We start from the raw sequence: 26,703 nt of genomic DNA, 5'->3' as shown, positions 1-26,703 counted from the left end.
TCGAGGAGGAATCGTCACGCGCGGGGTGGCGGCGGGCGGTGGTGTGGTCTGTGCCCGCCCGGGTAGTCGCTGGACATGGCTACCACAGCTCCACTACCGGAAGAACGAGCAGGCACGCCGCGGCGAGCCGTGGTGACCGGGGGAGACTCCGGAATCGGTGCTTCGATCGCCGTCGCGCTCGCGGCGGGCGGGACCGATGTCGGGCTGACGTTCCACAGCGACCAGCGCGGCGCGGAGGGCACCGCGACGCAGGTGCGCGAACAGGGCAGGACCGCCGCCGTGCGCCGTCTCGACTTGGCGGCCCCGTCGTCCGCCGGGTCGGTGATCGACGAACTCGCCGACGAACTCGGTGGCCTCGATGTGCTGGTGAACTGCGCGGGTACCGGGTCCGCGCGGAAGGCGATGGACATGGACTTCGACACCTGGCGGCACGTGCTGTCGGTCGACCTCGACGGCGCGTTCGTCTGTTCCCAGCGCGCGGCCGGACATATGATCGCCGCGGGCAACGGGGGCAGGATCATCAACATCACCAGCGTGCACGAACACGTTCCCCGGGTGGGCGCCGCACCGTACTGCGCGGCCAAAGCGGGGCTCGGCGCACTGACGAAAGTGTTGGCGCTGGAACTCGCCGAATACGACATCACCGTCAATTCGGTCGCGCCGGGGGAGATTTCGACACCGATGACCGGCCAGGAAGACGTCGATCCCCGAGCGCAGTCGCGTCCCGGCGTGCCGCTGGGCCGAACGGGGCACGCGAAAGAGGTCGCTGCCGTCGTGGCGTTTCTCGCCGCACCGGAGGCGAGCTATGTCACCGGCGCGTCCTACGTGGTAGACGGCGGCATGCTTCTGATGGGCCCGCAGGCCAGCACCTTGTTGACCGACGAGAAATGGCGCACGCCGTGACCACGGATCCGGTTACTTCGTGTCGTCGCGGGGCGATGCGCTGAGCTCGAGCAGACCAGGGTGCGGGCGTCCGTCTATCGCTCCGCTACCGGAGTCATGCAACTGGCCGGGGGATCGACGAACAAGCAGAGGGCCGGACCGCGGGTGGGACGGTAGCCGTCGGGCACTCCGCCCGCGGTGATGACCTGCGTGTAGGCGCCGACGGCGTCGGTGGGGCGGCGGGTGAGGGAGGGGTCGGTACGTACGTCCACGGTGTAGAGGCCGAAACGGGGCGTGTAGCTTCCCCATTCGTAGTTGTCGGTGAGGCTCCAATAGTTGTAGCCCATGATGTTCATGCCGTCGGCCTTGGCGCGCTGGATCCAATAGACGGTGTCGCGAAGGTGATCGCCGCGAACATAGCCGTCGGCGCGTGGACGGCCGTCTTCGGTCGGCATCCCGTTCTCGACGACGTAGAGCGGTTTACCGGGCAACCGGCGCGAATAGTATTGCAGCGCATAGTAGATGCCTTCGGTGCGCAACGGCAGCTCCCAGATGTGCGGTCCGGGCAGCGTGGGCATCGCCGAACCGCTGGCCCGCAGGATGGACTCGATCAGCGACTGCGCCGGGTCGAAGGCGAAGTAGTAGTCGACACCCACGTAGTCGAGCCGATCGGCGATGCGGTCCATCAGCGGGCCGTTCACCTGCGCCTCCGAACCGGCGACGTAACCCATGTTGCTGGTCACCTGTGCGCCCGGCTGCTTCTGGTGGATGTAGTCGTAGCTGGCATTGTGTGCCTGCGCGACCCGCTCGAGCATTTCGCCTGCATCCGCGGCGCCGTGGCGGACCTCGTGCATGATGTAGGCGACGGGCTCGTTCACGGTCACCCACAACGGGTTGCGTGCCGCGTAGCGGTCCACGACGTTGCGCATGTTGGCCAGCCAATCCTCGACCATGCGGGGATTGCGCCAGCCCCCTCGGTCGGCGGCCCAGCCGGGGTACACCCAGTGATCGAGCGTGATCATCGGTCGCATACCGGCCCGCTCGACGCTCGAGATCACCGCGTCGTAGAAGCGGAAGGCGCCTTCGTCCCACACTCCCGGCGCGGGTTGCACTCGGGCCCATTCGATCCCGATCCGGAACACCCGCACGCCCAGGTCCGCCGCGAGTTGGATGTCGGAGGCATAGCGGCCGAAGAAGTCGACGGAATCGCCGAGGGCGTCGTAGCCAGGCGTCGCGCCGACGTATCGGGTCCAATTGCTGTCCGGCGCATGACCTTCGGACTGGAAGCCGGAGGTCGATACGCCCCAGAGGAAGTCTCCGCCCAGCGCCGGTAGGCCGGCGACCGGCTGTATCGGCGGGATGGCCGCGGATTGCGTGGCGAGAAGCAGGGTGGATGCCGCGGCGGCGAGCGCGGCCAGGACGTACCGACGGAACCGAGATCGCATCGACCCAGAGTAACTGGGTGCTGTCCACTGATTGCCGGAATCCGCTTATCGCAGCGATTCGAAGACGTGGACACTTGTTGCGATCGGTTTGCGGGTGGGCCACGCGGACCGCGACGCGTGGCACCCGCAGGTGTTACTGCATGGCGAAGCGCAACAGCGCCTGCATGTCGCCCTGCTTGATCTTGCCTTGGCGATTGAGGACTTCCAGCTGCCACACAGCGCCGTTGCGGAAGGCGCGAGCGACCGCGTTGGCGTTGTCGGTGCCGAGCAGCGAGGGCCAGATGTCGGCGACTTGCTGGCTGTTGCCGCCGGTGGCGTCGTAGATCTTGAAGGAGATGTTGTTCGCCTTGTCGAAAGAACTGCCCTTCTTGAAGGCGGCCGCGACGAAGACGATGGCGTCGATCGCGGTGGGGACGTCGGCGAAGGTGACGTGGATGGTCTCGTCGTCACCGGAAGCGGCGCCGGTCTGCTCGTCACCGGTGTGAGCGACCGAGCCGTTGCCCAACGGGTCCAGCGAATCGAGTCCCGCGAAGCGCACCGGGTCGTTGCCCTGCATGAGGATCGCGATCAGATCGAGGTCGACGCCGCGTTTGCGGCGTGCCCAGCCGAGTGCACCGCCGCTCGTTCCGGACGACGGATCCCAGCTCACTCCCACACTCAATTTCGTGATACCTGCGAGGTCCGCGGCACCGTCTTCTTTTCTGAGCGTAATCACGACATCAGGATACTGACGACCAGCCGCCGCGCTCGGGACGACGAATCCGCCTCCGGGACAGGCAGGTCCGCACCGGGTGGTGGAAGTCCATCGCGGGACGCGGCACCGTTGTCGCCGCAGCGATCACCGGCCCGCTCGGCGTGCCCACCACGCCTCGACCAGGCCGGTCGCGCCGACTCGCGCTCGCCGCCGGTTCGGCACGGCGGCGCGGTGATCGAACACCGCGAAGTCGCTGTCCTCGATGCGGTCGAGGATCTCCGAGTACAGCGTCGTCGCCGTCGCGACGCAGGGGCGCGAACGGCGATGCAGCAGGGCGATTCCGGCAGCGGCGAAGCGGTAGATGTCGCGAGTGCGGGCGATTTGCGCCGCCAGGGCGCTGCGTACCCGGGGCTCGGTACGCCGCCGGGTGACGCACCAGCGCAAGAGATCGCGATCGACGTCGAACGCGGCCAGTTCGTCGGCGGGTAGATACACCCGGTCACGCAGCAGGTCTTCGCCGACATCCCGCAGGAAGTTGGTCAGCTGGAATGCCTTGCCGAGCGCGGCGGCATGCGGAGCGGCCGCATCGGCACAGCCGGTGCCCAGAATCGGCAACAACTGCAATCCGATCACTTCGGCCGACCCGTAGACGTAGGTGTCGAGCGCGGCGCGATCGGGATAGTCGGTGACGGTCAAATCCATTCGCATCGATGTGAGGAAGGCGTCGAACAGCTCCACTGGAATGCGATAGCGATCGGCAGTGTCCAGTACCGCCGGGAGAACGGCGTCGGTGTCGGCGGCGCGTGCGCGGAAGCGGCCCGCGAGTTCCTCGAGTCGCCGGGCACGTTCGGCGATATCGAGACGCGGGTCGAACTCGTCGAGGATGTCGTCGGCTCGGCGGGCGAATCCGTATAGGGCGTGGACCGCGGGGCGCTGATCCGGTGCGAGCAAACGGGTCGCGAGGAAGAAGGTCTTTCCGTGGCGTGCGTTGAGCCGGCGGCAGTACCGGTAAGACCGGTGCAGTCGCTGGTCGCTGAGCCGGGTGGTGTCGAGGTCGGTGCGGGTCATCTCGATTCCGATCACAGTTGTCGATCGATGCGGCTGGTGGCGAGCGCGGCGCCGATGCGGCGCGGCCGCACGGGCTGGAGGCCGGTGATGCGATCCGCGGCCAGTCGGCCGGAGATCAGCACCGGCGGGATCCCTACCCCCGGCACGGTAGAGCCACCGGCCAATACGGCATTGTCGACACCGCGGATCATGTTGGCCGGTCGGAACGGACCGGTTTGGGCGAACGTATGCGCCAGCGCGAACGGGCTCCCGGCGAGCATGCCGCGGCGCGCCCAGTCGGCGGGCGTGTCCACGCGCAGTATCTCGGCATCGCCGAAGACCGAGCCGAGACGATCCTGAGCGACCTCGAGTAGTTGCTCGGCATAGCTGGTTCCCGTCCGCTCCCAATCGATTCGGCCGCGTTCCAGGTTCGGCACCGGGGCGAGCACATACAGCAGGTCCCGTCCGGGCGGAGCCGTAGACGGATCGGTAGCCGAGGGACGGGTGACCAGCAGCGAAGGATCGCGCATCACCTGCCCGCGGACGATGATGTCGTGGAACGACTCCTCCCAGGCGGCGCCGAACAGCAGATTGTGGTGCGCTATCTCGGCCGTCGGCGCACACCCCAGATGGACGATCACCGCCGAGGGCGCGGAGGTCAGCGGCACCGGTCGACGTGGTGTGCGCGCGATCAGGCCATAGGCCTCGTGCAGTTCGGTCGTCAATACCACTGCGTCGCAGGAGATTCGGTCGCCGTCGTCGGTGCGTACCCCGGTGATCCGCGAGCCCGTGCGCTCCAGGGCGGTCACGGTGGTGCCATAGCGGAATCGGACACCGGCCTCGGTCGCCGCGGCGGCCAGCGCCTCGGGGAGCGCACGCATCCCACCGCGTGGAAAGAACACACCGCCGACGGTGTCCATGTAGGCGATGACCGCGTAGGCGGCCCGCGCCCGGCCGGGCGCGACGCCCGCGTACAGCGATTGAAAGGTGAAGACACGCCGCAATTCCGGGTCGGGAATGTAGCGCGCGACGGCGCGATCCCAGCGGCCGAAACCACCCAAGGCGATCAGCCGGGCGAGAGCGGGGGTCACCATGGACAGCGGTGAGTCGAAATTCGCCGCGATGAACCGGTCCATCTCGGCTCGGTACAAGCGCGTCAGCCAACGCCGCAGGCGGCGATAGCCGTCGGCCTGGTCGGCGCCGGCGAACCGGCGGATCTCCGCTTCCATCCGCGCGGCGTCGGTGTGTACCTCCAGCCTCCGGCCTCCGGCGAAATGTGCCCGATACGCCGGTTCCACGGGCGCCAACTGCAAATAGTCAGCGCTGCGCGCCCCGGCGGCCGCGAAGACGCTTTCGACGATATCGGGCATGGTCAGCACCGTCGGGCCGGTGTCGAGGCGATAACCTGCCGGATCGGCCTGCCCGGCGCGGCCGCCCGGTACGGCTTCGCGTTCCACGACGATCACTTCGCGGGAGCGGCCGGCCAAATGCAGGGCCGCGGACAGTCCCGCGAGCCCGGCTCCGACGACCACCACCCGGTCGGTCGCGCCTTCGACGGTGCGCATCGAGGAAAACCTCCCGGTCAGGCAACGCGTTCGGTGCATGCGGTGGCCATGTGCTTCAGTGCGGCGTGCACCGGTGCGCTGAAATTCGCCGTGTGCAGAGCGTTTTCGGCGCAGGCGAGCAAGTCGGCGATCATCGTCTCGATCCTCTCGGGCGCCCCGGACTCGATGATCAACATCCTGGCGCGGTCGACCTCCGCGGGACCGAGCTGGACGCGATGGAGGAGCCGGGACAATTCGGTTCGGGCCGCGGGGGCCGCCATTTCGCGTGCGAGGACGACGACGCTGGTCGCGGTGCGTTCCCCGAGATCGCCGTCCGCGGGTTTGCCGGTCACGGCCTGCGACCCGAAGATGCCCAGAATGTCGTCACGCAACTGGAATGCCTCGCCGACCGCGGCGCCGTACCGGCCGAGCGCGTCCAGGACGGCCGCATCGCAGCCCGCCATCGCGGCGCCCATCTCCAACGGGCATCGCACCGTGTAGTTCCCGGACTTGACCCGCGCGATCGCCAGGACCGAGGCCAGCGCCGGCTCGGTGCGCGCGTCGTTGAGCAGATCCGCGAACTGGCCTGTCGCGAGTTCCACCCGCATCTTGTCGTAGCGCGGCCACGCGTGCGCGAGCGCGGACTCGGCGAGCCCGCTTTCGCGGAGCATCTGCTCGGCCCAGACCAGGCACATGTCCCCGAGCAGGATCGCCGCGGACTCGCCGTACCTGGTGGAAGACCCGGGCACGCCCATGCCGCGGTGCGCCCCGGCGAACCGGACATGTGCGGACGGGCCGCCGCGTCGCGTCGCGGACCGGTCCATGACGTCGTCCTGGAGCAGCGCGAACGCGTGCAGCAGTTCCAGACCGGCGGCCGCACGCAGCGCTGCCGGATCGTCCGGTCCGCCGCACAGCCAGCCGAGGTACATGAACGTCGACCGCAAGCACTTCCCGCCGGTGGCGTACTGCCGCAGAACGTCGTGTGCGCCGAGGCGATGAAGCGGCCTGGGGCATGCCCGCAGAAGGAAAGCTTCCAGCTCGCCGAGTACTGCCCACCGCACCGCTTCCCGCCACTGCGAGAAGGGGGCGGCTCCCAGTGCCGGGATGCCACCGACCGGTTCGGTCACTGTCGATTCGGACCACGTGATGCTCATTCCCGATTCCCTTCCACGCCTCGGGCAATTACGCGCATGTCTGAGATGCTATGCACAACGATGCACTATCGAGGCGAAAAGCAGCCCTGCAATGTCTGGAAGTCGCCCGCGAAGCCGAACCCGCCCGCGCAGGTCGGCGTCGAGGTGCCGGTAACCGTGACCGTCGCACCGGGACCGGCGATGCCGATCGACAACCCTGGGCGCGCGCCGGTGGTCGTGACCGTCGCGCCGGGTCCGACGGCGATCGCGGCCGGGCCGGACAGGTATGTCGAGTTCGAGGTCGCCACCCCTCCGTTCTGCGCGATGGCCAGGGACAGGCTGTTCGGTGCGGCGTCCGCGGTGGCGTCCGCGTCGAAGCCGTAGGCCGCCGCGGCACCCCCCGCGCCACTGCTCGCCGAGCAGGAGGCGGTGCTGTCGGCGGTCTGCGTCGCGGCGAGGCCGGGTGCGGGGCACTCCGCGGGGGCGGCGGTGGCGGCGGGTGCGGCGAACAGCATGCCCAGCCACGCCGCGCCGACGCCGGTGGTCAGCCCCACCGATCGCGTGAGAGTGGGTCGATCCATGACGTCCTCCTTTGGTGCTCGGGCTTGCAAGGCTTCACGCTACGCCATTTTTGATGCAAAATCGATGCATCATTCGAATTCTTCCGAAAGGAGCGGGAGACATGCGGCGGATGCGGTCCCGCGATGGTTGACCAGGGGTCCGCCCGGTACGCGGTGGGCGCGGTGGCGAAGCGGCTGGGCGTTCCGGTCGCCACCCTGCGCAGTTGGAACCAGCGGTACGCGATCGGCCCGCCGAGGCATCGGCCGGGAGCGCACCGCCGCTATTCCGAATCCGACATCGCGACCTTGCGGAGGATGATCGCGCTCATCGAAGCGGGCGCCACACCAGCCGGTGCGGCACAGCAGGCGCTCGCCGAAGCTCCGCGAGTATCAGAGGGTCGCAGCGCTCTCCTGCTCGCCGCCGAACAACTGGAACCCGATGTCGCGCTGACTCTGATCATGGCTCGGCTGGCGCGCGACGGTGTGGTCGCGACGTGGAACAGATTGTGTCGTCCGGCATTCGGGACGATCGTCGCGGCACAGGACGCCGGTCGGGGGCTGATCGAAGTGGAACATCTGTTGTCCTGGGCGGTGATCGCGGGATTGCACCGCATGTTCCCGCCGGTCCGGCGTCCGGGTTCGCAACCGCCGGTGCTCTTGGCCTGCACCGCGGGGGAGAACCACGTGCTGCCCCTGGAAGTATTGCGTGCCGCGCTGGCCGAGCGGGGCGTCGTCGCGTTGTTGCTGGGCGCGGCGGTGCCCGACTCGGCTTTGGCCGAAGCCTTGGCGCGCCATGATCGGCCCTGCGTACTCGTGCTCTGGTCGCAGCTGCCCGCGACTGCCACCGCGGGAACGCTTCGGGCAGTGCGAGAGGCGGCGGCGCGGCTGCTGGTCGCCGGGCCGGGCTGGTCCACGGTCCGGCTACCGCCCGAGGCTCCCTATGTCGCCACTCTCGAGGAGGCCTTGGAGGTTCTCGGCGAACCCGGACCCGACGGGGCGTGATCCCGGGTCACTTCCGGCCCAGCCCACCGATGGCGAGTGTCCACGCTCCCGCGCCGCCGCGTCCGGCATCGGTGGGCTGGGCCGGACGTGGCAGGCGTGGGCGGCGGCGCTCGCGGTCGATACCACGGGCCGCCGCCGCGAACTCAGGCGTCGGCCGAAACCGTCTTCGCCGAGCGCACGTTCGGGAGGGCGAGATTGTCACGCAGGGTGGTCCCGGTGTACTCGGTGCGCAATGCACCACGGTCCTGCAACAGCGGCACCACTCGGTCGACGAATTCGTCCAGGCCCCATGGCACGAGGTGCGAACCGAGAATGAAACCGTCGGACCCGTCGTTCTGAACGAAAGTGTCGATCTTCTCCGCGACCTGTGCGGGGGTTCCGACCAAGGGACCGCGCTCGAATTGGTCGATCACCACCTCGCGCAGCGAGAGCTTCTTCGTCTCGGCGACCTGGCGCAGACGTTCGGCGGTGGCGAAGCGGTCTTGATGCAGGAAGGCGCGGCCCTGGATGATCGGCGGAGCGTCGGGGTCCGGATCGATGTCGGGCACCGGCCCTTCCGGATCGTAGCCGGACAGGTCGCGGTTCCAGATCTGCTCCAGCAGAATCAACGCGGTCTGTCCGGTGACCTGCTCGTTGCGGACGGCATGGTATTTCTCGATCGCCTCGGCCTCGGTGTCCCCGAGAACGAAACTCGCCGACGGCAGAATCTTGATGTCGTCGGCCGCCCGCCCCGCCGCTACCGCGCGCGACTTGATATCGCGGTAGAAGTCCGCCGCCTCGGGCAATTTGCCGTACGGGGAAAAGATGGCGTCGGCATTGGCGGCGGCGAAGGCTCGTCCTTGCGGCGACACACCGGCTTGCAGGATCACCGGCCTGCCCTGCGGGCTGCGCGGCACGGTGAAACGACCGGAGATGTCGAACTGGCTGCCGCGGAAAGCGAATGCCCCGGCATCCGGCCGAGCCAGAAACCGTCCGGCGTCCTTGTCGGCGACGATGTCGTTCGCATCCCACGAATCCCACAGGGCGCGAACGGCATTCAGCGTCTCCTCGGCGCGGGCGTAGCGGTCGGCGGGATCTAGGAATCCGCCGCGCCGGAAGTTCCGGCCGGTGAACGCGTCGAACGAGGTCACGACGTTCCAGGCGGCGCGGCCGCCGGAGAGATGGTCCAGGCTGGCGAACTGCCGGGCCAGTTCGTAGGGCTCGTTGAAGGTGGCGTTGATGGTGCCCGCGAGCCCGAGATGCTCGGTGACCGCGGCGATCGAGGCGAGCACGGTGAATGTGTCGGGACGGCCGATGATGTCCTGATCGAAGATCTTGCCCGCGCGTTCGCGCAGGATGAGCCCTTCGGCGAGGAAGAAGAAATCGAACTTGCCGCGTTCGGCGGTGCGCGCGGTGTGTTCGAAACTGCTGAAATCGATCTGGCTGCCCGCCTCCGGATGCCACCAGGCGGTGTGATGGTTGACGCCGCCGAGGTAGGCGCCCAGGATGATCTGCTTACGGGGGGTGCTCATGGTGACCTCGCTCAGGCAGTCGCGTAACGATTGGGGACGTCGGTGGGCAGGCCGAGCAGCGCGCGCAGCGAGCCGTCCGGGTAGCCGGTGCGGAACACACCGCGCCGTTGCAGCGCGGGCACGAGCCGGTCGGCTACCGCTGCCAGATCGTCGACCGCCACGCCGGGCCGCAAACGGAACCCGTCGATCCCCCGCTCGCTCCAGTCGGTGAGCAGATCGGCGAGCTCGTCCGCACTTCCTGCGAAGACAGGGGCGTCGGAATCGAATTCGGCACGCGCGAGCTCGCTCAACCGGGACAGCCGCTGCGGACCCGGCTCCTCGTCGGTATCGAGGAAGACTGTGATGTCGGCATAGACCCGCAGCGGCTCACCGGCGCGTCCCACTCGGGCCGCTGCGGACGCGACTTGCTCCAGGATCGGGCCGGGGCCTTCGTCGCGCGTGGGCGTGACGAAGACCAGATCCGCACCGCGGGCGGCGAATTCGTAGATCAGCGGGCCGTGCGCCAGAGCCGCCACCACCGGCTGCCCTTGGGGCGGACGCGGCGTGATCGATGGCCCACGGACGCTGAAGAAGCGGCCCTCGAAGTCGATGTAGTGCAGCTTGTCGCGATCGATGAACCGGCGGGTGGCCACATCGCGGATCTCCGCGTCGTCTTCCCAGCTGTCCCACAATCGCCGTACCACTTCGACGGCGTCGGCGGCCTCGTCGAACAGATCGTGGACGTGGCCGGGAAAGCTCCCGGAAGCGATCGCTTCCGCGATTTCGGCGGTGCTGAGGTCGCGCACCGAGCGACGTCCGAAGTGGGCCGTCTCCTCGGCCGTCCCGGACACGCGCGCCTGCCAGCCCGCCCGGCCACGCGACGTGTAATCGAGCGTGGCGATCGACTTGGAGACGTGGAAGGGTTCGGTGTGCGTGGTCGTCACGGTCGGGATGAGCCCGATGTGCCGGGTGACCGGGGCGACCCGCGCGGCGATCAGATGGGCGTCGAGCCTGGCTCGCACCTGATCGACGGCGTCGTCCGACGGTGCGTGCCGCTCACCGGGGATTCGCAGGCTGTCCTCGATGCTCACGAAATCGAGCAGTGCCCGTTCCGCCGTCGCGACCAACTCGGTCCAGTAACCGGGGCTGAACAACTCGGCGGGCCGGGAGTTCGGCTCCCGCCATGCGGCCGGATGCCAGCCCGCCCCGTCGAGCGCGACGCCGAGGTGCAGTGGGTTCGGTGCCATCGTCTCCCGTTTCTCTCCATGCGCGAATGTCGTGCCGTGCAACGCGCGAACCTGCGCGTACCCGCCCGACGATGACCATGGCGGGAATCACCGGCCTCGGCCGGATCAATGGCCGGTCGCCGCGCGGGAATCAGTGGCTTCGGATAACACGTGGCCACGGCGGTGAGTGGCGCTACGGGCACGGGCACGACCGTCATCGCGCACGGGGTGTCAACGATTCGGATCAGCTCGATCGATGGGAAATACCCCGGGTGGCCGTGCCCGGCGACCATGGGTTTCGATCAGCGTGAGCCGACCGGTCGCAACGGCGGGGACGGAAGTGGTCCACTCTCCGTGATCGCGCATCGAAAGGAAGAGATACACACCGATGAGTTACGGCCCCTTCGATCTGACCTACGCCGCCGCCGACGACCGGTACGAAAAGGTCCCGTACCGCCGGACCGGCAACTCCGGCCTCGACCTTCCCGCCTTCTCCTTCGGCTTGTGGCAGAAGTTCGGCACCGATTACCCGTTCGCGACGCAACGCGAGATCATCCTGCACGCTTTCGATCTCGGCATCACGCATTTCGACAACGCCGACCGCTACGGTCCCCCGCATCGCGCCGCCCAGAAGAACTTCGGGGCGGTGCTGGCCAAGGACCTCGCTCCCTATCGCGACGAGCTGATCCTCTCGACCAAGGCGGGCAACCCGATCGGGCCCAGCCCTTACCTCAGGGGCGGTTCGCGCAAGTCGATCCTCACCTCGCTCGAACACAGCCTGCGCGACCTGGGCACCGAGTACGTCGACATCTTCTACCATCACAGCCCGGATCCGAGCACGCCGCTGGAGGAGACGGTCGGCGCGCTGGTCAGCGCGGTGCAACAAGGCAAGGCGCTGTACATCGGCCTGTCCAACTACGCGCCCGACCGCACCCACGAGGCCGCCGAGCTGCTCCGGAACGCGGGCGTCCCGCTGCTGATCCACCAGGCGCGCTACTCGATCTACGACCGCCGCCCCGAACGAAACGGCCTGCTGGACACCGCCCGCCAGGACGGCTTCGGCACGATCGTCTACTCGCCGCTGGCCCAGGGCCTGTTGACCGACAAGTACCTGGAGACGATTCCCGACGGGGCGCGGGCGCGCAACAGCAGCTTCCTGTCGCCGGACGTCATCGACGAGGCCTACCGGCAGCGCACCGCCGCGCTCGACAAGATCGCCCAGGCGCGGGGTCAGTCGCTCGCGCAGCTGGCGCTGCAGTGGGTGCTGCGGCGCCCCGAAGTGACCTCCGCGCTGATCGGCGCGAGTTCCACCGCGCAGCTCGACCACAACATCGCGGCGTTGAACTTCCCCGCGTTCACCGACGACGAACTCGCACTCATCGACGAGCACGGCGTGCACGGGACCGGCCTGAAACTCTGACTTCGCGCAAGCGGTCGGGAGGGGCAGCGCGGGCGCTGCCCCGTCTCGGTCCCGTCAATCTCGCAGCAACGGAAGCAGCTGGTTGCCTTGGCGCTCGATCTCGCGCAGATACGGGGTGTCGGAGAGCACGAAGTGCGTGATGCCGAGATCTTGGTACTTGCGCAGCGACTTGGCGACGTCTTCGGGGGAGCCGACCAGCCAGGTGGTCCCGGCGCCACCCGCGCCGAACTTCCCGGGCGTGGTGTAGAGGTTGTCGTCGAGCACCTCGCCCTTCGCGGCCAGATCCAGCAGTCGCTGCTGTCCCACAGCCGTCCGGCGATGTGGGTTCGGCACGGGGGCGTGGTGGTTGTCGGCCATCTCGGCGACCTTCGCCTCCGCCTCGGCCCAGGCCTGCTCGGTGGTGTCGCGGACGAAAGTGGTGACCCGCAGGCCGAACTCCAGGGGCGCATGTTCGCGACCGAGTTCCTCGCTCAGCGACCGCAGGCGCTCGATCCGTTCCCTGACTCCCGACAGGGGCTCGCCCCAGAAGAGCTGGACGTCGGCCTCGGTCGCCGCCACCCGCTCCGCGGCCTCCGACGCACCGCCGAAGTAGAGCTTCGGGTGGCGGCGCTCGCCGCGCGGGACGATCCTCGGCAGCGCGGTGGAATTGCTGACCTGGTAGTACTCACCCCGGTAGGTGACGTTCTCCTCCGTCCACAGCCGACGGACGAGTTGGAGGAACTCTTTCGTGCGGGCGTAACGCTCGGCCTGATCGCCCTCGGTCTCGCCGTAGGCCGCGAGATCGTCCTTGCCCGACACGATGTTCACCCGCACCCGGCCGCCGGAGAGGTGGTCGAGGGTCGCCGCGGCCGATGCGAAGTTCGCCGGACGCCAGTAGCCCGGTCTGATCGCGATCAGCGGCTCGAAACTCGTGGTCCTGGCGGCGAGAGCCGTTGCGACGGTGAGGGTGTCCGGGCGACCCCACCCGGTGCCGAGCAACGCGCCCTGCCACCCGTGCTCCTCGAGCGCCTTCGCCTGAGCGGTCAGGGTGTCGAGGCTGTTGTGGTCGGCCACGATGGTGTCGCCGCGGTGTCCCGGCGTGACCTGATTCGGGATATACCAAAGGAAACTCATCGGCGGTTATTCCTGTTCGGCGGGCGTGATGAACGGCGAATCACCCGGCTGGCGGGTCGACCAGCCTTCGGACATCGGAATTATCGACCTCGAACGAGGCCGTAGGCCGTTCACAGCCCGCGTCGTTCACCCTGGACCACCGCTCCTGAGCTGCGACGATTCGCCGCGATGAGCAATAAATTCATCCAGATTCCAGCGCGGCCGATATGCCCTGCGCGATACCGATTTTCGGTGGATCACAGTCCCGGAGCGATCCTGGCGTCGACCGGGGGAGGCGGCGGAATCACATCGCTGTACGGGCGAGCGAGTGGTCGGAGCCGAGCTGTGCGCGCATGTCCCGCGGCGATCCTGCCCGGCGGTGAATCGACGGGGCCGGTCGCCGTGCCCGGCGGAGCAACGGCGACCGGCCCGTTGGTTATCCGACCGGAACGATCGGGGTGCCCGAGCCCGGTCCCGGCGCGGGCGGAACCAGCGCACCGGCGGGCGTATTGGTATTGGGCGCCGACTTGGCGGGCGGGGGCGCCAGCACTTGCAACGGCAGTGCCGGTGGCGGCGCGGCCGGCCCGCCGCGCGTCCCGGGTACGGGCTTGTCGTTGCCGCAAGCGGTGGCGGAGGAAGGTGATTCGCCGCAGTTCGGTCCCGGGCCGACCGGCACGATCGGCTCGGCGGAGGCGGTTGCCGCGGCGATGATCAGCGAAACCGACACGCCGATCGGCGCCATCCAGCGTCGCGGCGCTCGCCCGTGCGTCACAGCCATATCGGGTCACCGTAGACCGCGACCGAATTGTCCGCCGTCGCCGTGGATATCGACACGATCGCGAACGAGCGCAGGCTCACCGCGCCCGCGCACGCGTCGATCTTGATCTGGATCTGATCGACGGAGATCGAGCCGTGCGGTCCGGCAAGCGGTTTCGTTCCCAGCGTGATGCTGTTGATGGTGCCCGGCTTGATGGTCGTCGACATGCTCGGCAGGGCCAGCGCGCTGCCGCCGATCCCGAGGCCGGGCGAGGGGGCGACGGTCACCGTGGCGTTCGGGCCGATAGCCGCGGAGATGCCCACGGTCAGGCCGTTGGAGACGTCTATCTGGCAGCCGATCTGGTATCCCAATTGCAGCGTTCCGGAGTTCACCGCCTCCCGGCCCTCGCCGCCGATGTCTGCCGCGGCCGACAAGGTGACGAATCCTTCCCTGGTGAACGGTGTCGCGGCGAGATTGGGTACGCGCTGCACGTCTTCGGCGGTCTTGCTGATCCGCAATTCCCAGCCGTCCTCGGTGCCGACGACACGAGATTTGTCTGCCACTGGGTCAGCGGTCGCGGGGGCGGCGGTCATGCCGAATGCCGCGGTCGCGGCGATGCCGAGCATCGCCATCGTCGAGCCCTTCAATGGAATCCTTAGTCCTGTTAACAGTCGAACGCGATAGTACTGACTCCGCTGACGTGGCGGCGCGAAGGCCGCCCGCCATTGGGGTACAGCGGGTTTCGCCGATCGGGTTCTCGTCAGCGGTGGATGTATCCCCGGGTGAGCGATGCGTCGTCCAGTCGCGGTGCGATCGATTCGCCGCCGAGCGCCTGCCGCAGGAGCGCTTGCTCGTCCTGGATGACGTGCATGACGGCATTGATCAGGGCGAGGTGGGTGAACGCCTGTGGATAGTTGCCCCAATGACGGCCGGTTCGGGGATCGATCTCCTCGGCGTAGAGGCCGAGGGGGCTGGCGTAGCCGAGCAGTTTCTCGCACAGCTGCTTGGCCTTCTTCTTCTCGCCGACCTCCGACAGCGCCGATACCAGCCAGAACGAGCAGATCGTGAAGGCGCCTTCCTCCCCGGCGCATCCGTCGTCGGTCTCGTCGACGCGGTACCGCAGGACGAGACCGTCTTCGGTCAGTTCCTCGGCGATGGCCAGCACCGTGTTGCGCACCCGCTCGTCCTCGGGTGGCAGGAAACGTACCAGCGGGATGAGCAGGGTCGAAGCGTCCAGCGAGGTGCTGCCGTAGTACTGGGTGAACACCCGCCGGGAGTCGACCGCGTGTGCGCAGATGTCGGCGTGGATCTCGTCGGCGGCCTGTTGCCACCGGTGCGCGCGGGCGAAGTCCTGGTGGATGCGGGCCAGCCGGGCGCCGCGGTCGGCGGCGACCCAGCACATGACCTTGCTCGAGGTGAAGTGCCTGGGCTGTCCGCGGACTTCCCAGATGCCGTGGTCGGGCTCGCGCCAGTAGGTGAGGGCGCTCTTGACCGCACGGCCGAGCAGCGGCCAGGCCCGCGCATCGATCTGATCTTGATGACGGCCGTAGAGATAGACCGCGTCCAGCGCGGCGCCCCACACATCGTGCTGACGTTGCCGGTAGGCCTCGTTGCCGATGCGCACCGGGCCCGCGTTGTCGTAGCCGCGCAGGTGGGGGAGGGTCTGTTCGGCGAGATCGGTCTCGCCGCCGATGCCGTAGACGATCTGCATGTCGCGGGCTTCTTCGGTCAGGTCGAGAATGTAGGAGAAGAAGTCGTTCGCCTCCCAGGTGAAACCCAGCGTGTACAGGCCCCACAAGGCGAAGGCGGAGTCGCGGATCCAGGAATAGCGGTAGTCCCAATTACGCTCACCACCAGGTGTTTCGGGTAGTGACGTGGTGGCGGCGGCAGCGACGGCCCCGGTGGGAGCGAAGGTCAATCCCTTGAGCGTGAGCGCACTGCGAGTGAGTTCGGCGGTCCAGGGATGGTCCGGAAATCGCCCGCCCGCCAGCCAGTGCCGCCAGTGGTGGATCGTGCGCAGCAGCCGCTCTTCGGCCTCCGCGACGTCGCCGGGAGCGTCACGACTGCCCCAGGCGAGCGCGCAGAACCGGGTGTCCCCCTTCTTCAACAGGGTGCGGGCGACTGCGTGCGTTCCCTCCAGACCCAAGCGCATGTCGGTGCTCAAGGTCAGTTGCAGATCGGTCCCGTCGGCGCCGGCCTGTGCGAGGTGATAACTGCCGAGGTACTCCCACCGTGCGCGATGCCTGCCGTAGTCGAAGGCCGGTTGGCAGTCGAGCCCGAACTGGATCTGCCCGGTCTCGCAGTGCACCGTGCGCAGCAGGATGTGCTCGGCGTCGTAGTCCGTTGGCGTGCGCCGGTGGGCGCTGCGGCCGGGTTTCTGGTGCCGCCACGGCCCGACCAGCAGCACATCGCGCACCGTCGCCCAGCCCTCGCCGCTGCGCCAGCTCGTCTCCATGACCATCGTGCCCGGGATGTAGCGACGATCGGTGGGCACCACGAAGTCGGCGGGAGCGAACCGGAACGAGCCGGCGGAGCGATCGAGTATCGCGGCGAACACGCTGGGAGAGTCCATGCGCGGCAGGCACATCCACTCGATGGCACCGCTGGGCGCGATCAAGGCGGTGACCTCGCAATCGGAGATGAACCCGTAGTCGTCGATGCGTGGGAACGCTGTGAGCCGCGGTGTGCCTTCGATCTCGTCCATGCGTTTCTCCGTCGTCGTCTCGGGGCTTACCGTCCGGCGGTCGTCCACCGGCGAGTATCTGGTGCACCGCCTTTCTTCGGGAGAACACTGTGCGCGGTATCGAGGCGTGAGTGCTGCGACGCTCCCATCAGCCCATCACCTCGTGGGCCGGATCGGCAAGCCCCGAGATCTAGCGACCGCCGTCGGCTCCGGGTGCCTCCGGGCTGACCAGTCGTCGGGCGGCGAGGACGGTGGCGGCGCGGCGTTCGGTGATGTTGTGCCGGGTGGTGCGGGTGGCGTGCATGGCCGCGGTGCGGGCGAGGTCGGTCAGCATGACGATCAAGGTGATGGGCGCGAACGCCCCGGTGATCAATCCCTGCTCTTGGCCGCGGCGGATCTCGGCGAGTTTTCCCGCGATGATCCGGCGGATGGCGTCTTCGGCGGCGGGAATGTGGGTCTGCTCGATCTCCGCCCATGCCTGCAGCCGGGCGTTGTCCGGGTGCGCGACGTAGTGGTCGAAGAGTCGGCCGACGTAACCGGGCAGATCCGCGGCGTCGAGGGCGGTCTCGTCGGTGGTCTGGGCGACCCATTCCTCGGTGACCGCGGCGTAGAGCTCGTCTTTGCCCGCGAAGTACGCGTAGAGCCGGTCCTTGCTCGCTTTGGCCGCGTCGGCGATGCGGTTGATGCGCGCTCCCGCGATGCCGTACCGGGCGAACTCCGCTTTGGCCGCGACGAGGATTCGTTCGCGGGTGGCCTGACCTGCTGCGCGCATGGCCGCATCCTATCTTGCCGAACCTTTTGGTTCGGATATACAGTTGCCGAACCAAAAGGTTCGGGAAACTGCGGCGGGAACGAGGATGGTTTGGTTATGGGCTCTGTGGGGACTGGCTGGCGAGAACTCGTCGCGCGGGAGACCGGAGTGACCGCGGCGGAGCTGGACGCGCTGTGGGCCGGCCTGCCCACCGCGCGCGCCGAGGACATCCTCGGCGAGTGGAAGGGAGCGGCGTTCCCGACCGGGCATCCGCTGCGCAAAGCGTTGTCGGTGAGCCGCTGGTACGGCAAGACGTTCCACAGTGTGCTGGACGCCAAGCCGTTGATCTGCCGCGCCGAGGGCGGATCGCTGTTCTCCGATGTCGAGCTCGGCGGCGGTGGGGAAGCGACATTGTGGAACATCGAGTTCCGCGGCGAGGTCACCGCCACCATGGTCTACGACAAGCGCCCGGTCTTCGACCACTTCAAATGGCTCGACGAGAACACGCTGATGGGCATCATGAACGGCAGGCCGGAGCTGGTGCTGGCCGACGGCGAGTACTTCTACTTCCTGCTCGAGCGGATCTGACCGATGGTGACCACCACCGCGGTGCTGTCGCGCGACCCCGCCGCGCCGTTCACCGTCGAATCCGTCGAGATCGACGGCCCCCGCGAGGACGAGATCCTGGTCCGGGTCCAGGCCACCGGCATCTGCCACACCGACCTGGTCACCCGGGCGGCTGGGGCCGCCGACCGTCCCGTGCTGCTCGGCCACGAGGGCGCCGGAGTGGTGGCGGCCGTCGGCGCGGCGGTGACCGGTGTCCGTCCCGGTGCCCGTGTCGTATTGACCTTCCGGCACTGCCGGTCGTGCCGCAATTGCCGAGCGGGACGCCCGGCGTACTGCGAGCGAGCGGTGGAACTCAACCAGTTCGGCGCGCGGGCGGACCGGTCGCGCCGGGTCACCGTCGCCGGAACCACGGTGCGGGACGGGTTCTTCGGCCAGTCCAGCTTCGCCGCGTACGCCTTGACCACCGCCGACAACACGGTGGTCGTCGACACCGAGGTCGATCCGGCTGTGCTCGCCCCACTGGGCTGCGGGTTCCTCACCGGCGCCGGGGCGGTGCTCAATGTGCTGCGGCCGGATCGCGCTGCCCGCGTTGCGGTCTACGGCGCAGGCGCGGTCGGTATGGCGGGTGTGCTGGCGGCGGTGGCGTGCGAGGTCGACGAACTGGTTGTGGTGGAGCCGTCACCCCTGCGGCGGGCGCTGGCGCGGGAACTGGGCGCGACCGCGGCCCTGGATCCGGCGGCCGACGACATCGTGCCCATGATTCGGAAGCTGACCGACGGCGGGGCTACCCACGCGCTCGACACCACGGGATCGGCGGGCGTGCTCGCCACGGCGGCAGGCGCGGCGGCGATCGGCGGCACGGTGGTCGCGGTCGGATTGGGCGCCGGGGTCCCGGCGATCGATCTGCGCGATATCGTGTTGGGCGGCAAGGTGATCCGCGGTTGCCTCGAAGGCGACGCGGTGCCCGCGACCTTCATCCCGCAGCTGCTGGACCTGCACGCCGCGGGACGGTTCCCCATCGACCGTCTCGTCACGACCTACCCGCACGCCGACATCAATGTCGCGCTCGCCGACCAGCGCGCGGGCACGGTCGTCAAACCGGTCCTCACCTGGTGAGGTGACCGAAGTCAGGCCGCGGCTGCGCCTCGGCACGCACGGCGGTTCCGACAACTGGCACCGAAAGAACGGTTTGTTTGTGGTCGCGGGTGGTACCCGGTGCACGTATCGGCTCGACAGCGCGGTCGCGCCGGTACGCGATCGGGGCATCCCCGTTGCTCGACCACCGGCCGGTTCGACAAATGTCATGAAATCGCTTGCGCCGCACGAGAACGAGGGTCCCCTAAGGTTGAATGGCGCAAAGGAATTGCATCGTGATCGAGGACGCGAACGTGCCCGGCACCGACGATGAAGACCGAGACCGGATCATCTGGCCCGAGTCGCGTTTGAGCGCATGGTGGGCGGATGTCATGGGCCACCGCTTCCCCCGAACTCAGACCACGACATCGAGTTGATCCCCGGCCGCCGGTGCGTCGGGTGCGAGTACGAGCAGCGGGGGAGATGTCCCGGTGGATTTCATTGGCTGAACTGCTCACGGCACGTCGGCCTGGGGGGCGTGCCGTCCGGTTTCCTTGTCCCGGCCCGCGCGGAGCGGATCCGCGAACGTTCTCTGAACTACCTCATTCCGGTATGACGGCGCACGTGCGCGTGTGCTACGCCCCGTCCGGTTGTGGCGTCCGGCGCAGCGCGAGGAGTCCGTCGATGATCTCGATCGCCGTCAGCGGAGCCGTCGCGGCGTTGTGGATCTGTGCGGCGAGACCCGCGGGGCAGCCGGGCCCCGGCCTGGCGGTCGTGGCGCACGCGGTACAGCCCGCGACGGCCTCGGCGAGATGCGCTTCGACATTGCGCACGTCGAGTGCGGTGATCAAATCGAACCCGCTCGAGAAGGGGATCGGCATGTCGATGGGTTCCTCCGGCTCAATGTCCGATCGGGTGGCACGTCGCCGCGAGTCGTCCGTCTCCGTGCCGCGCGGCGCGAATCGGCCGGAACGTCGGACGGCCGCGCGAGCAGGCGCCGGCCGCTGCCGGGCCGTCGCGAGCGATGCATGGGCGAGAACTCGAGGCGCTGTCTGGTGGATGGGATCCGCTTGTGGCCGACCCCGTTGTCGGCCTGCCGACGTCGTTGTCGGGTCGGATGTCCGGTGACGTCGTTGTCGTTCGGACGAAGGAGCAGCACGTGTTTATATAGGCTCCGCATCGGTAATGTAACAGATGGATATACCTTCTGGGAACCCGTCAGCGAACTCGGATTCGCCGACCTTTTGCCCTGCCTGTGCCTGCTTTCGTGCGCGTGCGGCGGAGCGCGGGCTGCGGTTCAGCGACGACTACGCGTTGGGGGACTACCGACCCCGTCCGGCCTCGTGCCGGGCGGGGTCTTCCTGGTGCTCAGGAGGGAGGGGCGGACAGCAACCGGGTCCGCCGGGTCAGGGTGGCTCCGATGCCGTCGGCGGCCGCGCGGACCGATGCCGCGTGGGTCTCGGGATTGAACCGATGGGACGGGCCCGCCACGCTGATCGCGGCGACCACCTCGTCCGCCTCGCGAACGGGGGCGGCCACGCAGACGATGCCGGGCGCGGATTCCTCGAATTCGAAGGCCACTCCGTCGGCGGCGATCCGATCCAGCTGGGTGCGCAACGTGCCCGGTAGGGCCATCGTCCGGGGGGTGTAGCGGCGAAGCGGCGCGGCCAGCACCTGGTCACGAAGCGCCGCGTCGGCGTTGGCCAGTAATACTTTGCCGATGGCCGTGCAGTGCACCGGCATACGGCCCCCGATCCGCGACGGAGCGCTGGCCTGCCTGCGTCCGCCGATCTTCGTCAGGTACACGACATCCGTGCCGTCGAGAATGCCCAGATGGACGGTCTCGTGGATGCGCGCGTTGAGTTCCTCCAGGAATGGAATGGACACTTCGAGCAGACTCCGTTCGACCGATGCGCGCATCCCGAGCTCGAACACATAGCTTCCGAGCCGATACCCGGCGTCGTTCCGGTCCAGTAGTCGGACCGCCACCATGTCGGCGAGGACCCGGTGCAGCGTGCCCTTCGCAATGCCGGTCCGCCGTCCCAGCTCGGCCAGGCTCAACGCGGTGTCATCGATCGAGAACGCCTCGAGCACGGCCATGATCTTGCCGAGCACGGTCGAACCGTCTATCGCACGACCAGCGAACGCGGATGACACGGTCGACCTCCAACCTCCGGACCCGCTCACTCTACCGCGGCAACGTTCGGCTCAGTGGAACGCAATGCTGGCGGATGCGTCCCACCTGCGGCGACAGTGAGAGCACTGTTTCACCCCTCACGAGATCCGGGACTTCCGATGCCAACACCACCAGGCCTTGACCGACGCTCCGTGGCTGCCGACGCTGCCACGATCGCCGCCGCCGACCTGCTCAGCGCGGCCGCCCGCTCCGGCACCCCGTGCGCTCCGGTGCGCGACCTGATCGGTGCCGACGACGTGACCGCCGCGTACGCGGTGCAGGAACTGCTGACCGCCGAGCGCATCGCGGCGGGCGCCGAGGTGGTCGGCCGCAAGATCGGCTTGACCTCCCCGGCGGTGCAGCGGCAGCTCGGTGTCGATCAACCGGACTTCGGAGTGTTGTTCGACGACATGTACTACGGGCAGGACACACCCGTGCCGCTGAGCCGGTTGTTGCAGCCGAAGGTCGAAGCCGAGATCGCGTTCGTGCTCGGCGCGGACCTGGCGGAGGGGCCGCTCGATGACGAGCAGGTCCGCGGCGCGATCGACTACGCCGTGGCCGCGCTCGAGATCGTCGACAGCCGCATCGCCGGTTGGGACATCACCTTCGGTGACACCGTCGCCGACAACGCTTCGAGCGGTTTGTACGTGCTCGGCGCCGAACGCCGCACCCTCGATTCCTTCGAGCCCGTCACGGCACGGATGCGGATGTCGATCGACGGTGTCGAGGTGTCGACGGGAAACGGCGCGGCTTGCCTCGGCGATCCGCTGCACGCACTGGCCTGGCTGGCGCGGACCACTCGCGAGTTCGGCAGGCCACTGCGCGCCGGGCAGACAGTGCTCTCCGGAGCGCTCGGACCGATGGCGCCGATCGAGGCCCCTGGAATCGTCACCGCGGACATCACCGGTCTCGGATCGGTGACCGCGACCTTCATTCGGGAGTGAAACCATGAACGACAGCCCCGCCAAGCTCAAAGTCGCGGTGATCGGATCGGGCAATATCGGCACCGATCTGATGATCAAAGTGATCCGGCACTCGACCGTCCTGGAGATGGGCGCGATGGTCGGCATCGACCCGGAATCCGACGGTCTGGCCCGCGCGCGCAGACTCGGCGTGCCCACCACGTCCGACGGCGTGCGAGGCCTGCTGGAACTGCCGAACTTCGGCGAGATCGACGTGGTCTTCGACGCGACTTCCGCCAAAGCCCACGCCGCCCACGCCGCGGTGCTCGAACCGCTCGGCAAACGCCTGATCGATCTGACACCCGCCGCGCTCGGCCCGTTCGTCGTCCCGGCGGTGAACCTGGACGCGCATCGCCACGCGCCCAACGTCAACATGGTGACCTGCGGCGGGCAGGCCACCATCCCGATCGTCGCCGCCATCTCGCGCGTGGCGCCGGTCGCCTACGCCGAGATCGTCGCGTCCATCGCCTCGAAGTCGGCGGGACCGGGTACGCGGGCGAATATCGACGAGTTCACCGAAACCACCGCGCACGCGATCGAAACGGTCGGCGGCGCGCGGCGCGGGAAAGCCATCATCATCCTCAATCCGGCGGACCCGCCGCTGATCATGCGCGACACGGTGCTGTGCCTGGTCACCGCGCCGGATCCCGGCACCCATGAGGCGATTCGCGAATCGGTGGAACAGATGATCGCGCACGTGGCCACCTACGTCCCCGGCTACCGCCTCAAGCAGCAAGTCCAGATCACCGCCGTCCCGCAGGACCAACCGGTGCACACCCTGCTCGGCCCGGACACGGCGACCGTGCCCACCCATCAGGTGACGGTGTTCCTCGAGGTCGAAGGCGCCGCCCACTACCTCCCGGCCTACGCGGGAAATCTGGACATCATGACCTCGGCGGCCGTGCGCTACGCCGAATCCATCGCCGACACGATCGCCGCGGCTCCGGCGGGACAGGAAGCGCTCCGATGACCACCCAACTGTTCATCCAAGACGTCACACTCCGCGACGGCATGCACGCCGTGCGCCACCGCATCACTCCGGACGACGTCGGCCGGATCGTGGCGGCGCTCGACGCGGCCGGTGTCGACGGCATCGAAGTAGCCCACGGCGACGGTCTCGCAGGGGGCAGCCTGAACTACGGCCCGGGAAGCAACACCGACTGGGAATGGATCGAAGCCGCCGCCGACAATCTCACCCACGCCCGGCTGACCTCGCTGCTGCTGCCCGGCATCGGCACCATCGAAGAACTGAAGCACGCCTACCGGCTCGGTGTGCGCTCGGTGCGCGTGGCCACCCACTGCACCGAAGCCGACGTATCCGCCCAGCACATCGCCACCGCACGGGAACTCGGCATGGACGTCTCCGGATTCCTGATGATGTCGCACATGGCCGAACCGGCTCGCCTGGCCGAACAAGCGAAACTGATGGAATCGTATGGGGCGCACTGCGTCTACGTCACCGATTCCGGCGGCCGGCTGACCATGAACGGAGTCCGTGACCGGGTCCGCGCCTACCGCGAGGTGCTGGACCCAGGCACCGAGATCGGAATCCACGCGCACGAGAATCTCTCGCTGTCGGTGGCCAATTCCGTCGTGGCGGTCGAAGAAGGCGTCACCCGGGTCGACGCCTCGCTCGCAGGCCACGGCGCCGGAGCGGGCAACTGCCCGATCGAACCTTTCGTCGCCGTCGCCGACCTGCACGGCTGGAAGCACAACTGCGATCTGTTCGCGCTACAGGACGCGGCCGACGACTTGGTGCGGCCCCTGCAGGATCGCCCGGTCCGCGTGGACCGCGAAACACTCACGCTCGGCTACGCCGGGGTCTACTCGTCCTTCCTACGGCACGCCGAAACCGCTTCCCGGCGCTACGGTATCGACGTGCGCACGATCCTGCTCGAAGTGGGACGTCGCGGGTTGGTCGGCGGACAAGAGGACCTCATCGTCGACATCGCGCTCGACATGCTCGCCGAATCCTCCGGCGCCACCGCCTGAACGGCATCGAGCTCGCCGACGGTGATCTTCGACCGTCGGCTTTCCGACTCGGATTGTCCGAGCGGGGAGTGCGGAGTGTCCGAGTTCGTGGACACTCCTGGCTACGTAGTGTCTCTGCGGACGCAGAACGATCGCCGTCACAAATCCTTTGTGATGTGTTCGGGGTCAGCGGCTTTGCCGCGCCGGTGCGGCTTCCGCCCACCTGGATCCCGGCCATACGGCCCATGGTTTCCGAAGGCCGCGTGCCCTCGTCGTCTCGTCGATCCTCTGCGAGCTCCGACGGTCCTTCCGCGGCTTTGGCTGCCGGACAGTGACATTCCGGTCCCGCCGCGACAGCGCCACCGCCGCGGCGGGACCGCCGTCGTCGCCGGCCGCGAGAGGCCCTCACACGGTTGCGTTGTGTGCGTGCGAGACTCGGGGCGATGCTCACTTACTTTCAAGCGACAGTCATCGGGGCGGTGCAAGGTGTCACCGAACTGTTCCCGATTTCCAGCCTGGGGCACTCCGTGTTGGTCGCGGCATGGCTCGGAGGCGACTGGGAGAAGTTGACCGGCGAGGGCGAGCCCGGTGCGGGCACACCGTATCTGGCGTTCGTGGTGGCGCTGCACGTGGCGACGGCGGTGGCGCTGCTCGGCTACTACTGGCGCGACTGGTGCGTCATCGTGGCGGGCTTTTTCACCACGCTGCGCACCGGGCGCCTCGACACCATCCCCCAGCGGCTGGCCTGGTCGATCGTCGTCGCCACCATTCCGGTCGGCGTGCTCGGCTTCCTGCTGGAACATCCGCTGCACGCGCTGTTCGGGACGCCTTTCTACGCCGGTATCTTTCTCGCGCTCAACGGCATCGTGCTGATCGTCGGTGAGGGATTGCGCCGGCGGAACGAGCCGTCGCTGGCCGAATACGGGCGGAGGTTCGCTCGACGGGAAGCCCGCAGGGGCACCCGCACGGCCGAGGCGGAGACTCGGCGCCAATCCGACCGGCCGCTGGCCGCCCTCGGGACAGCGGACGCTCTCGGCATCGGCTTCGCGCAGGTCGGCGCGCTGCTGACCGGATTCAGCCGGGCGGGCCTGACCATGGTCGGCGGCCTGTCGCGGGGTCTCGCGCACGAGCACGCGGCGAAATTCGCTTTCCTGCTGGCCACTCCGGCGATCCTCGGCGCGGGAGTCCTGGAACTACCGGAACTGGTCGGCCCGCAAACCGAAGGTATCCGTGGACCGGTGTTGTTCGGAGCCATCGTCTCCGGGGTGTCGTCGTGGCTGGCAGTACGGTTCCTGGAGCGCTACTTCCAGACCCGGACCCTACTGCCGTTCGCCATGTACTGCATCGTCGCAGGCACCCTCTCGGTCGTCCACTTCAGTTGAGCTCTGCTCGGCCGAAGTGGCCGATCCGGCTCCGGCGCGGCCGGAACGATCAACCGGTCACGCATTCGTCGGCCTGCACCTCCTCGTCGGTGTCCAGGACGACCGCCGCGCCGACCATCCCGGCGGCGACCAGTTCGATGACAACGGCGGAGGATCTCGGTTCGCCGCGGTAGGGGATCTCGGACTCGTAGGTGAGTTCGTCCCGGTCGCGCAGTTGCGCGGCCGCGATGGCGAGATCGTCGTAGCTGAGGGTCTGGTCCCCGACGAAGGCCGGGTCGGTGCCGGTCAGCGCCCGGGTGCGGTGTGCGTAGGTGACTGGGCGGGGTGATTCGGCGGCGATCTCGGCGATGACGGCGGGGTCGTCGAGGGCGAGCCAGTCGAGGGTGCCGGTGGGTGGATCGCCGAGGGTGAGGCCGATTTTGGCCTCGAGGTCGTCGGGCAGTGCGGTGTCGGGGACGACGGCGGCGCCTGTTTTGAGGACGGCCCAGGTCGCGATGACCGCTTCCATGCCGCGATCCAGACGCAGTGCCACGCCCGCGCCGGGGCCGCAGCCCCGCGCGATGAGTACCCGCGCCAAACGCGACGAGCGGGTCTCCAGATCGTGGTAGGACAGCTCGTCGTCGCCGGACAGGATGGCGGGGGCGTCCGGATCGTCCTCGACAGCGGCCACGAGTGTTTGGGCGAGTGTGGTGCCCGCGGTCGCCGCCGAGTTCGGCGGCGGGGTGGGAACGCTTCTGGCCGTGCCCATTACCCGTTCGGTTGGGTCGAGGATGTCGATGTCGCCGATGGGGGTGTGGGGGTTGGTGGCGATGGTGGTGAGGATGCGTTCGAGTCGGTGGCCGAGG

General features: G+C 68.3%; 26 protein-coding genes. 10 read left to right on the top strand and 16 right to left on the bottom strand.

All coding sequences use genetic code 11. The features are described from left to right. The first annotated feature begins 75 nt into the window (after positions 1–75). A complete protein-coding gene (locus ACFV2O_RS23650) occupies positions 76–903 on the top strand; it encodes an SDR family oxidoreductase (RefSeq protein ID WP_379253687.1) in 828 nt (275 codons plus the stop codon). A 74-nt stretch (positions 904–977) separates the two neighbouring features. Here ACFV2O_RS23650 and ACFV2O_RS23645 read toward each other — a convergent pair whose 3' ends face one another. The 6 genes from ACFV2O_RS23645 to ACFV2O_RS23620 all read right to left on the bottom strand — a co-directional run bounded on the left by ACFV2O_RS23645 (position 978) and on the right by ACFV2O_RS23620 (position 7,326). Next, on the bottom strand, positions 978–2,327 hold the full coding sequence (locus ACFV2O_RS23645; RefSeq protein WP_379253686.1) for a family 1 glycosylhydrolase: 1,350 nt from the start codon (positions 2,325–2,327) through the stop codon (positions 978–980). A 133-nt stretch (positions 2,328–2,460) separates the two neighbouring features. Then, complete coding sequence (locus ACFV2O_RS23640; protein ID WP_379253685.1) at positions 2,461–3,042, bottom strand: TerD family protein; 582 nt, start codon at positions 3,040–3,042, stop codon at positions 2,461–2,463. Between the two features lie 123 nt (positions 3,043–3,165). Further along, positions 3,166–4,089 carry a phytoene/squalene synthase family protein gene (locus tag ACFV2O_RS23635; protein ID WP_379253684.1) on the bottom strand — a complete coding sequence of 308 codons (924 nt, stop codon included), beginning with the start codon at positions 4,087–4,089 and terminating at the stop codon, positions 3,166–3,168. An 11-nt stretch (positions 4,090–4,100) separates the two neighbouring features. Further along, entirely contained in the window at positions 4,101–5,633 is a 1,533-nt protein-coding gene (gene crtI, locus ACFV2O_RS23630) for a phytoene desaturase family protein (protein ID WP_379253683.1), read from the bottom strand. A gap of 17 nt (positions 5,634–5,650) precedes the next feature. Next, positions 5,651–6,766 (bottom strand): polyprenyl synthetase family protein, encoded by a 1,116-nt coding sequence (locus ACFV2O_RS23625; protein WP_379253682.1) that lies wholly within the window; start codon positions 6,764–6,766, stop codon positions 5,651–5,653. 65 nt (positions 6,767–6,831) lie between these two features. Further along, on the bottom strand, positions 6,832–7,326 hold the full coding sequence (locus tag ACFV2O_RS23620; RefSeq protein WP_355075507.1) for a DUF6764 family protein: 495 nt from the start codon (positions 7,324–7,326) through the stop codon (positions 6,832–6,834). A 123-nt stretch (positions 7,327–7,449) separates the two neighbouring features. Here ACFV2O_RS23620 and ACFV2O_RS23615 point away from each other — a divergent pair, with 123 nt between their 5' ends. After that, complete coding sequence (locus ACFV2O_RS23615; protein WP_379253681.1) at positions 7,450–8,307, top strand: MerR family transcriptional regulator; 858 nt, start codon at positions 7,450–7,452, stop codon at positions 8,305–8,307. Between the two features lie 143 nt (positions 8,308–8,450). Here ACFV2O_RS23615 and ACFV2O_RS23610 read toward each other — a convergent pair whose 3' ends face one another. Further along, on the bottom strand, positions 8,451–9,818 hold the full coding sequence (locus ACFV2O_RS23610) for an NtaA/DmoA family FMN-dependent monooxygenase (RefSeq protein WP_379253680.1): 1,368 nt from the start codon (positions 9,816–9,818) through the stop codon (positions 8,451–8,453). A gap of 11 nt (positions 9,819–9,829) precedes the next feature. Next, on the bottom strand, positions 9,830–11,044 hold the full coding sequence (locus tag ACFV2O_RS23605) for an LLM class flavin-dependent oxidoreductase (RefSeq protein ID WP_379253679.1): 1,215 nt from the start codon (positions 11,042–11,044) through the stop codon (positions 9,830–9,832). A gap of 367 nt (positions 11,045–11,411) precedes the next feature. On the opposite strand from ACFV2O_RS23605, the gene ACFV2O_RS23600 reads away from it, so the two are divergent. Further along, positions 11,412–12,443, top strand: coding sequence for an aldo/keto reductase (locus ACFV2O_RS23600; RefSeq protein ID WP_379253678.1), 1,032 nt, complete (start codon positions 11,412–11,414; stop codon positions 12,441–12,443). A 54-nt stretch (positions 12,444–12,497) separates the two neighbouring features. Here the strand turns inward: ACFV2O_RS23600 and ACFV2O_RS23595 are convergent, their stop codons facing one another. The 5 genes from ACFV2O_RS23595 to ACFV2O_RS23575 form a co-directional block, all read right to left on the bottom strand. Beyond that, entirely contained in the window at positions 12,498–13,556 is a 1,059-nt protein-coding gene (locus ACFV2O_RS23595; RefSeq protein ID WP_356965927.1) for an LLM class flavin-dependent oxidoreductase, read from the bottom strand. A 415-nt stretch (positions 13,557–13,971) separates the two neighbouring features. Beyond that, entirely contained in the window at positions 13,972–14,313 is a 342-nt protein-coding gene (locus ACFV2O_RS23590; protein WP_379253677.1) for a hypothetical protein, read from the bottom strand. After that, positions 14,304–14,939, bottom strand: coding sequence for an MspA family porin (locus ACFV2O_RS23585; protein ID WP_379253676.1), 636 nt, complete (start codon positions 14,937–14,939; stop codon positions 14,304–14,306). The genes ACFV2O_RS23590 and ACFV2O_RS23585 overlap by 10 nt, the downstream gene beginning before the upstream one ends. A 113-nt stretch (positions 14,940–15,052) precedes the next feature. Beyond that, positions 15,053–16,996 carry a glycoside hydrolase family 15 protein gene (locus tag ACFV2O_RS23580; RefSeq protein WP_364438967.1) on the bottom strand — a complete coding sequence of 648 codons (1,944 nt, stop codon included), beginning with the start codon at positions 16,994–16,996 and terminating at the stop codon, positions 15,053–15,055. A 169-nt stretch (positions 16,997–17,165) separates the two neighbouring features. Then, on the bottom strand, positions 17,166–17,747 hold the full coding sequence (locus tag ACFV2O_RS23575) for a TetR family transcriptional regulator (protein WP_379253675.1): 582 nt from the start codon (positions 17,745–17,747) through the stop codon (positions 17,166–17,168). A gap of 96 nt (positions 17,748–17,843) precedes the next feature. On the opposite strand from ACFV2O_RS23575, the gene ACFV2O_RS23570 reads away from it, so the two are divergent. The 3 genes from ACFV2O_RS23570 (at position 17,844) to ACFV2O_RS23560 (ending at position 19,804) form a co-directional block, all read left to right on the top strand. Then, the gene (locus ACFV2O_RS23570) at positions 17,844–18,314 is read left to right on the top strand and encodes a DUF4334 domain-containing protein (RefSeq protein ID WP_379253674.1); all 471 of its coding nucleotides are present in this window, start codon (positions 17,844–17,846) and stop codon (positions 18,312–18,314) included. A gap of 6 nt (positions 18,315–18,320) precedes the next feature. Beyond that, the gene (locus ACFV2O_RS23565; RefSeq protein WP_379253873.1) at positions 18,321–19,409 is read left to right on the top strand and encodes an NAD(P)-dependent alcohol dehydrogenase; all 1,089 of its coding nucleotides are present in this window, start codon (positions 18,321–18,323) and stop codon (positions 19,407–19,409) included. 254 nt (positions 19,410–19,663) lie between these two features. Then, entirely contained in the window at positions 19,664–19,804 is a 141-nt protein-coding gene (locus tag ACFV2O_RS23560; RefSeq protein WP_355075525.1) for a hypothetical protein, read from the top strand. A 198-nt stretch (positions 19,805–20,002) separates the two neighbouring features. On the opposite strand, the gene ACFV2O_RS23555 is transcribed toward ACFV2O_RS23560, so the two are convergent. Both ACFV2O_RS23555 and ACFV2O_RS23550 read right to left on the bottom strand, forming a co-directional pair. Continuing rightward, the gene (locus tag ACFV2O_RS23555; RefSeq protein WP_356965934.1) at positions 20,003–20,248 is read right to left on the bottom strand and encodes a hypothetical protein; all 246 of its coding nucleotides are present in this window, start codon (positions 20,246–20,248) and stop codon (positions 20,003–20,005) included. Between the two features lie 487 nt (positions 20,249–20,735). Next, entirely contained in the window at positions 20,736–21,467 is a 732-nt protein-coding gene (locus ACFV2O_RS23550) for an IclR family transcriptional regulator (RefSeq protein WP_379253872.1), read from the bottom strand. 195 nt (positions 21,468–21,662) lie between these two features. Between ACFV2O_RS23550 and ACFV2O_RS23545 the strand changes: the two genes are divergently transcribed. The 4 genes from ACFV2O_RS23545 to ACFV2O_RS23530 all read left to right on the top strand — a co-directional run bounded on the left by ACFV2O_RS23545 (position 21,663) and on the right by ACFV2O_RS23530 (position 25,858). Continuing rightward, the gene (locus ACFV2O_RS23545; RefSeq protein WP_379253673.1) at positions 21,663–22,487 is read left to right on the top strand and encodes a 2-keto-4-pentenoate hydratase; all 825 of its coding nucleotides are present in this window, start codon (positions 21,663–21,665) and stop codon (positions 22,485–22,487) included. A gap of 4 nt (positions 22,488–22,491) precedes the next feature. Beyond that, positions 22,492–23,475, top strand: coding sequence for an acetaldehyde dehydrogenase (acetylating) (locus tag ACFV2O_RS23540; RefSeq protein WP_379253672.1), 984 nt, complete (start codon positions 22,492–22,494; stop codon positions 23,473–23,475). Then, positions 23,472–24,497 carry a 4-hydroxy-2-oxovalerate aldolase gene (dmpG, locus tag ACFV2O_RS23535; protein WP_379253671.1) on the top strand — a complete coding sequence of 342 codons (1,026 nt, stop codon included), beginning with the start codon at positions 23,472–23,474 and terminating at the stop codon, positions 24,495–24,497. Before ACFV2O_RS23540 ends, dmpG begins: the two co-directional genes overlap by 4 nt. 422 nt (positions 24,498–24,919) lie before the next feature. After that, entirely contained in the window at positions 24,920–25,858 is a 939-nt protein-coding gene (locus ACFV2O_RS23530; RefSeq protein WP_379253670.1) for an undecaprenyl-diphosphate phosphatase, read from the top strand. 49 nt (positions 25,859–25,907) lie between these two features. On the opposite strand, the gene ACFV2O_RS23525 is transcribed toward ACFV2O_RS23530, so the two are convergent. Beyond that, a partial coding sequence (locus ACFV2O_RS23525; RefSeq protein WP_379253669.1) for an AMP-binding protein occupies positions 25,908–26,703 on the bottom strand: 796 nt, incomplete at its 5' end.

The organism is Nocardia sp. NPDC059691 (assembly GCF_042733915.1).
Classification (GTDB): Bacteria; Actinomycetota; Actinomycetes; order Mycobacteriales; family Mycobacteriaceae; genus Nocardia; species Nocardia sichangensis.
The sequence above is the reverse complement of the archived record's forward strand: the minus strand, read 5'-3'. Positions and strand labels throughout refer to the sequence as shown.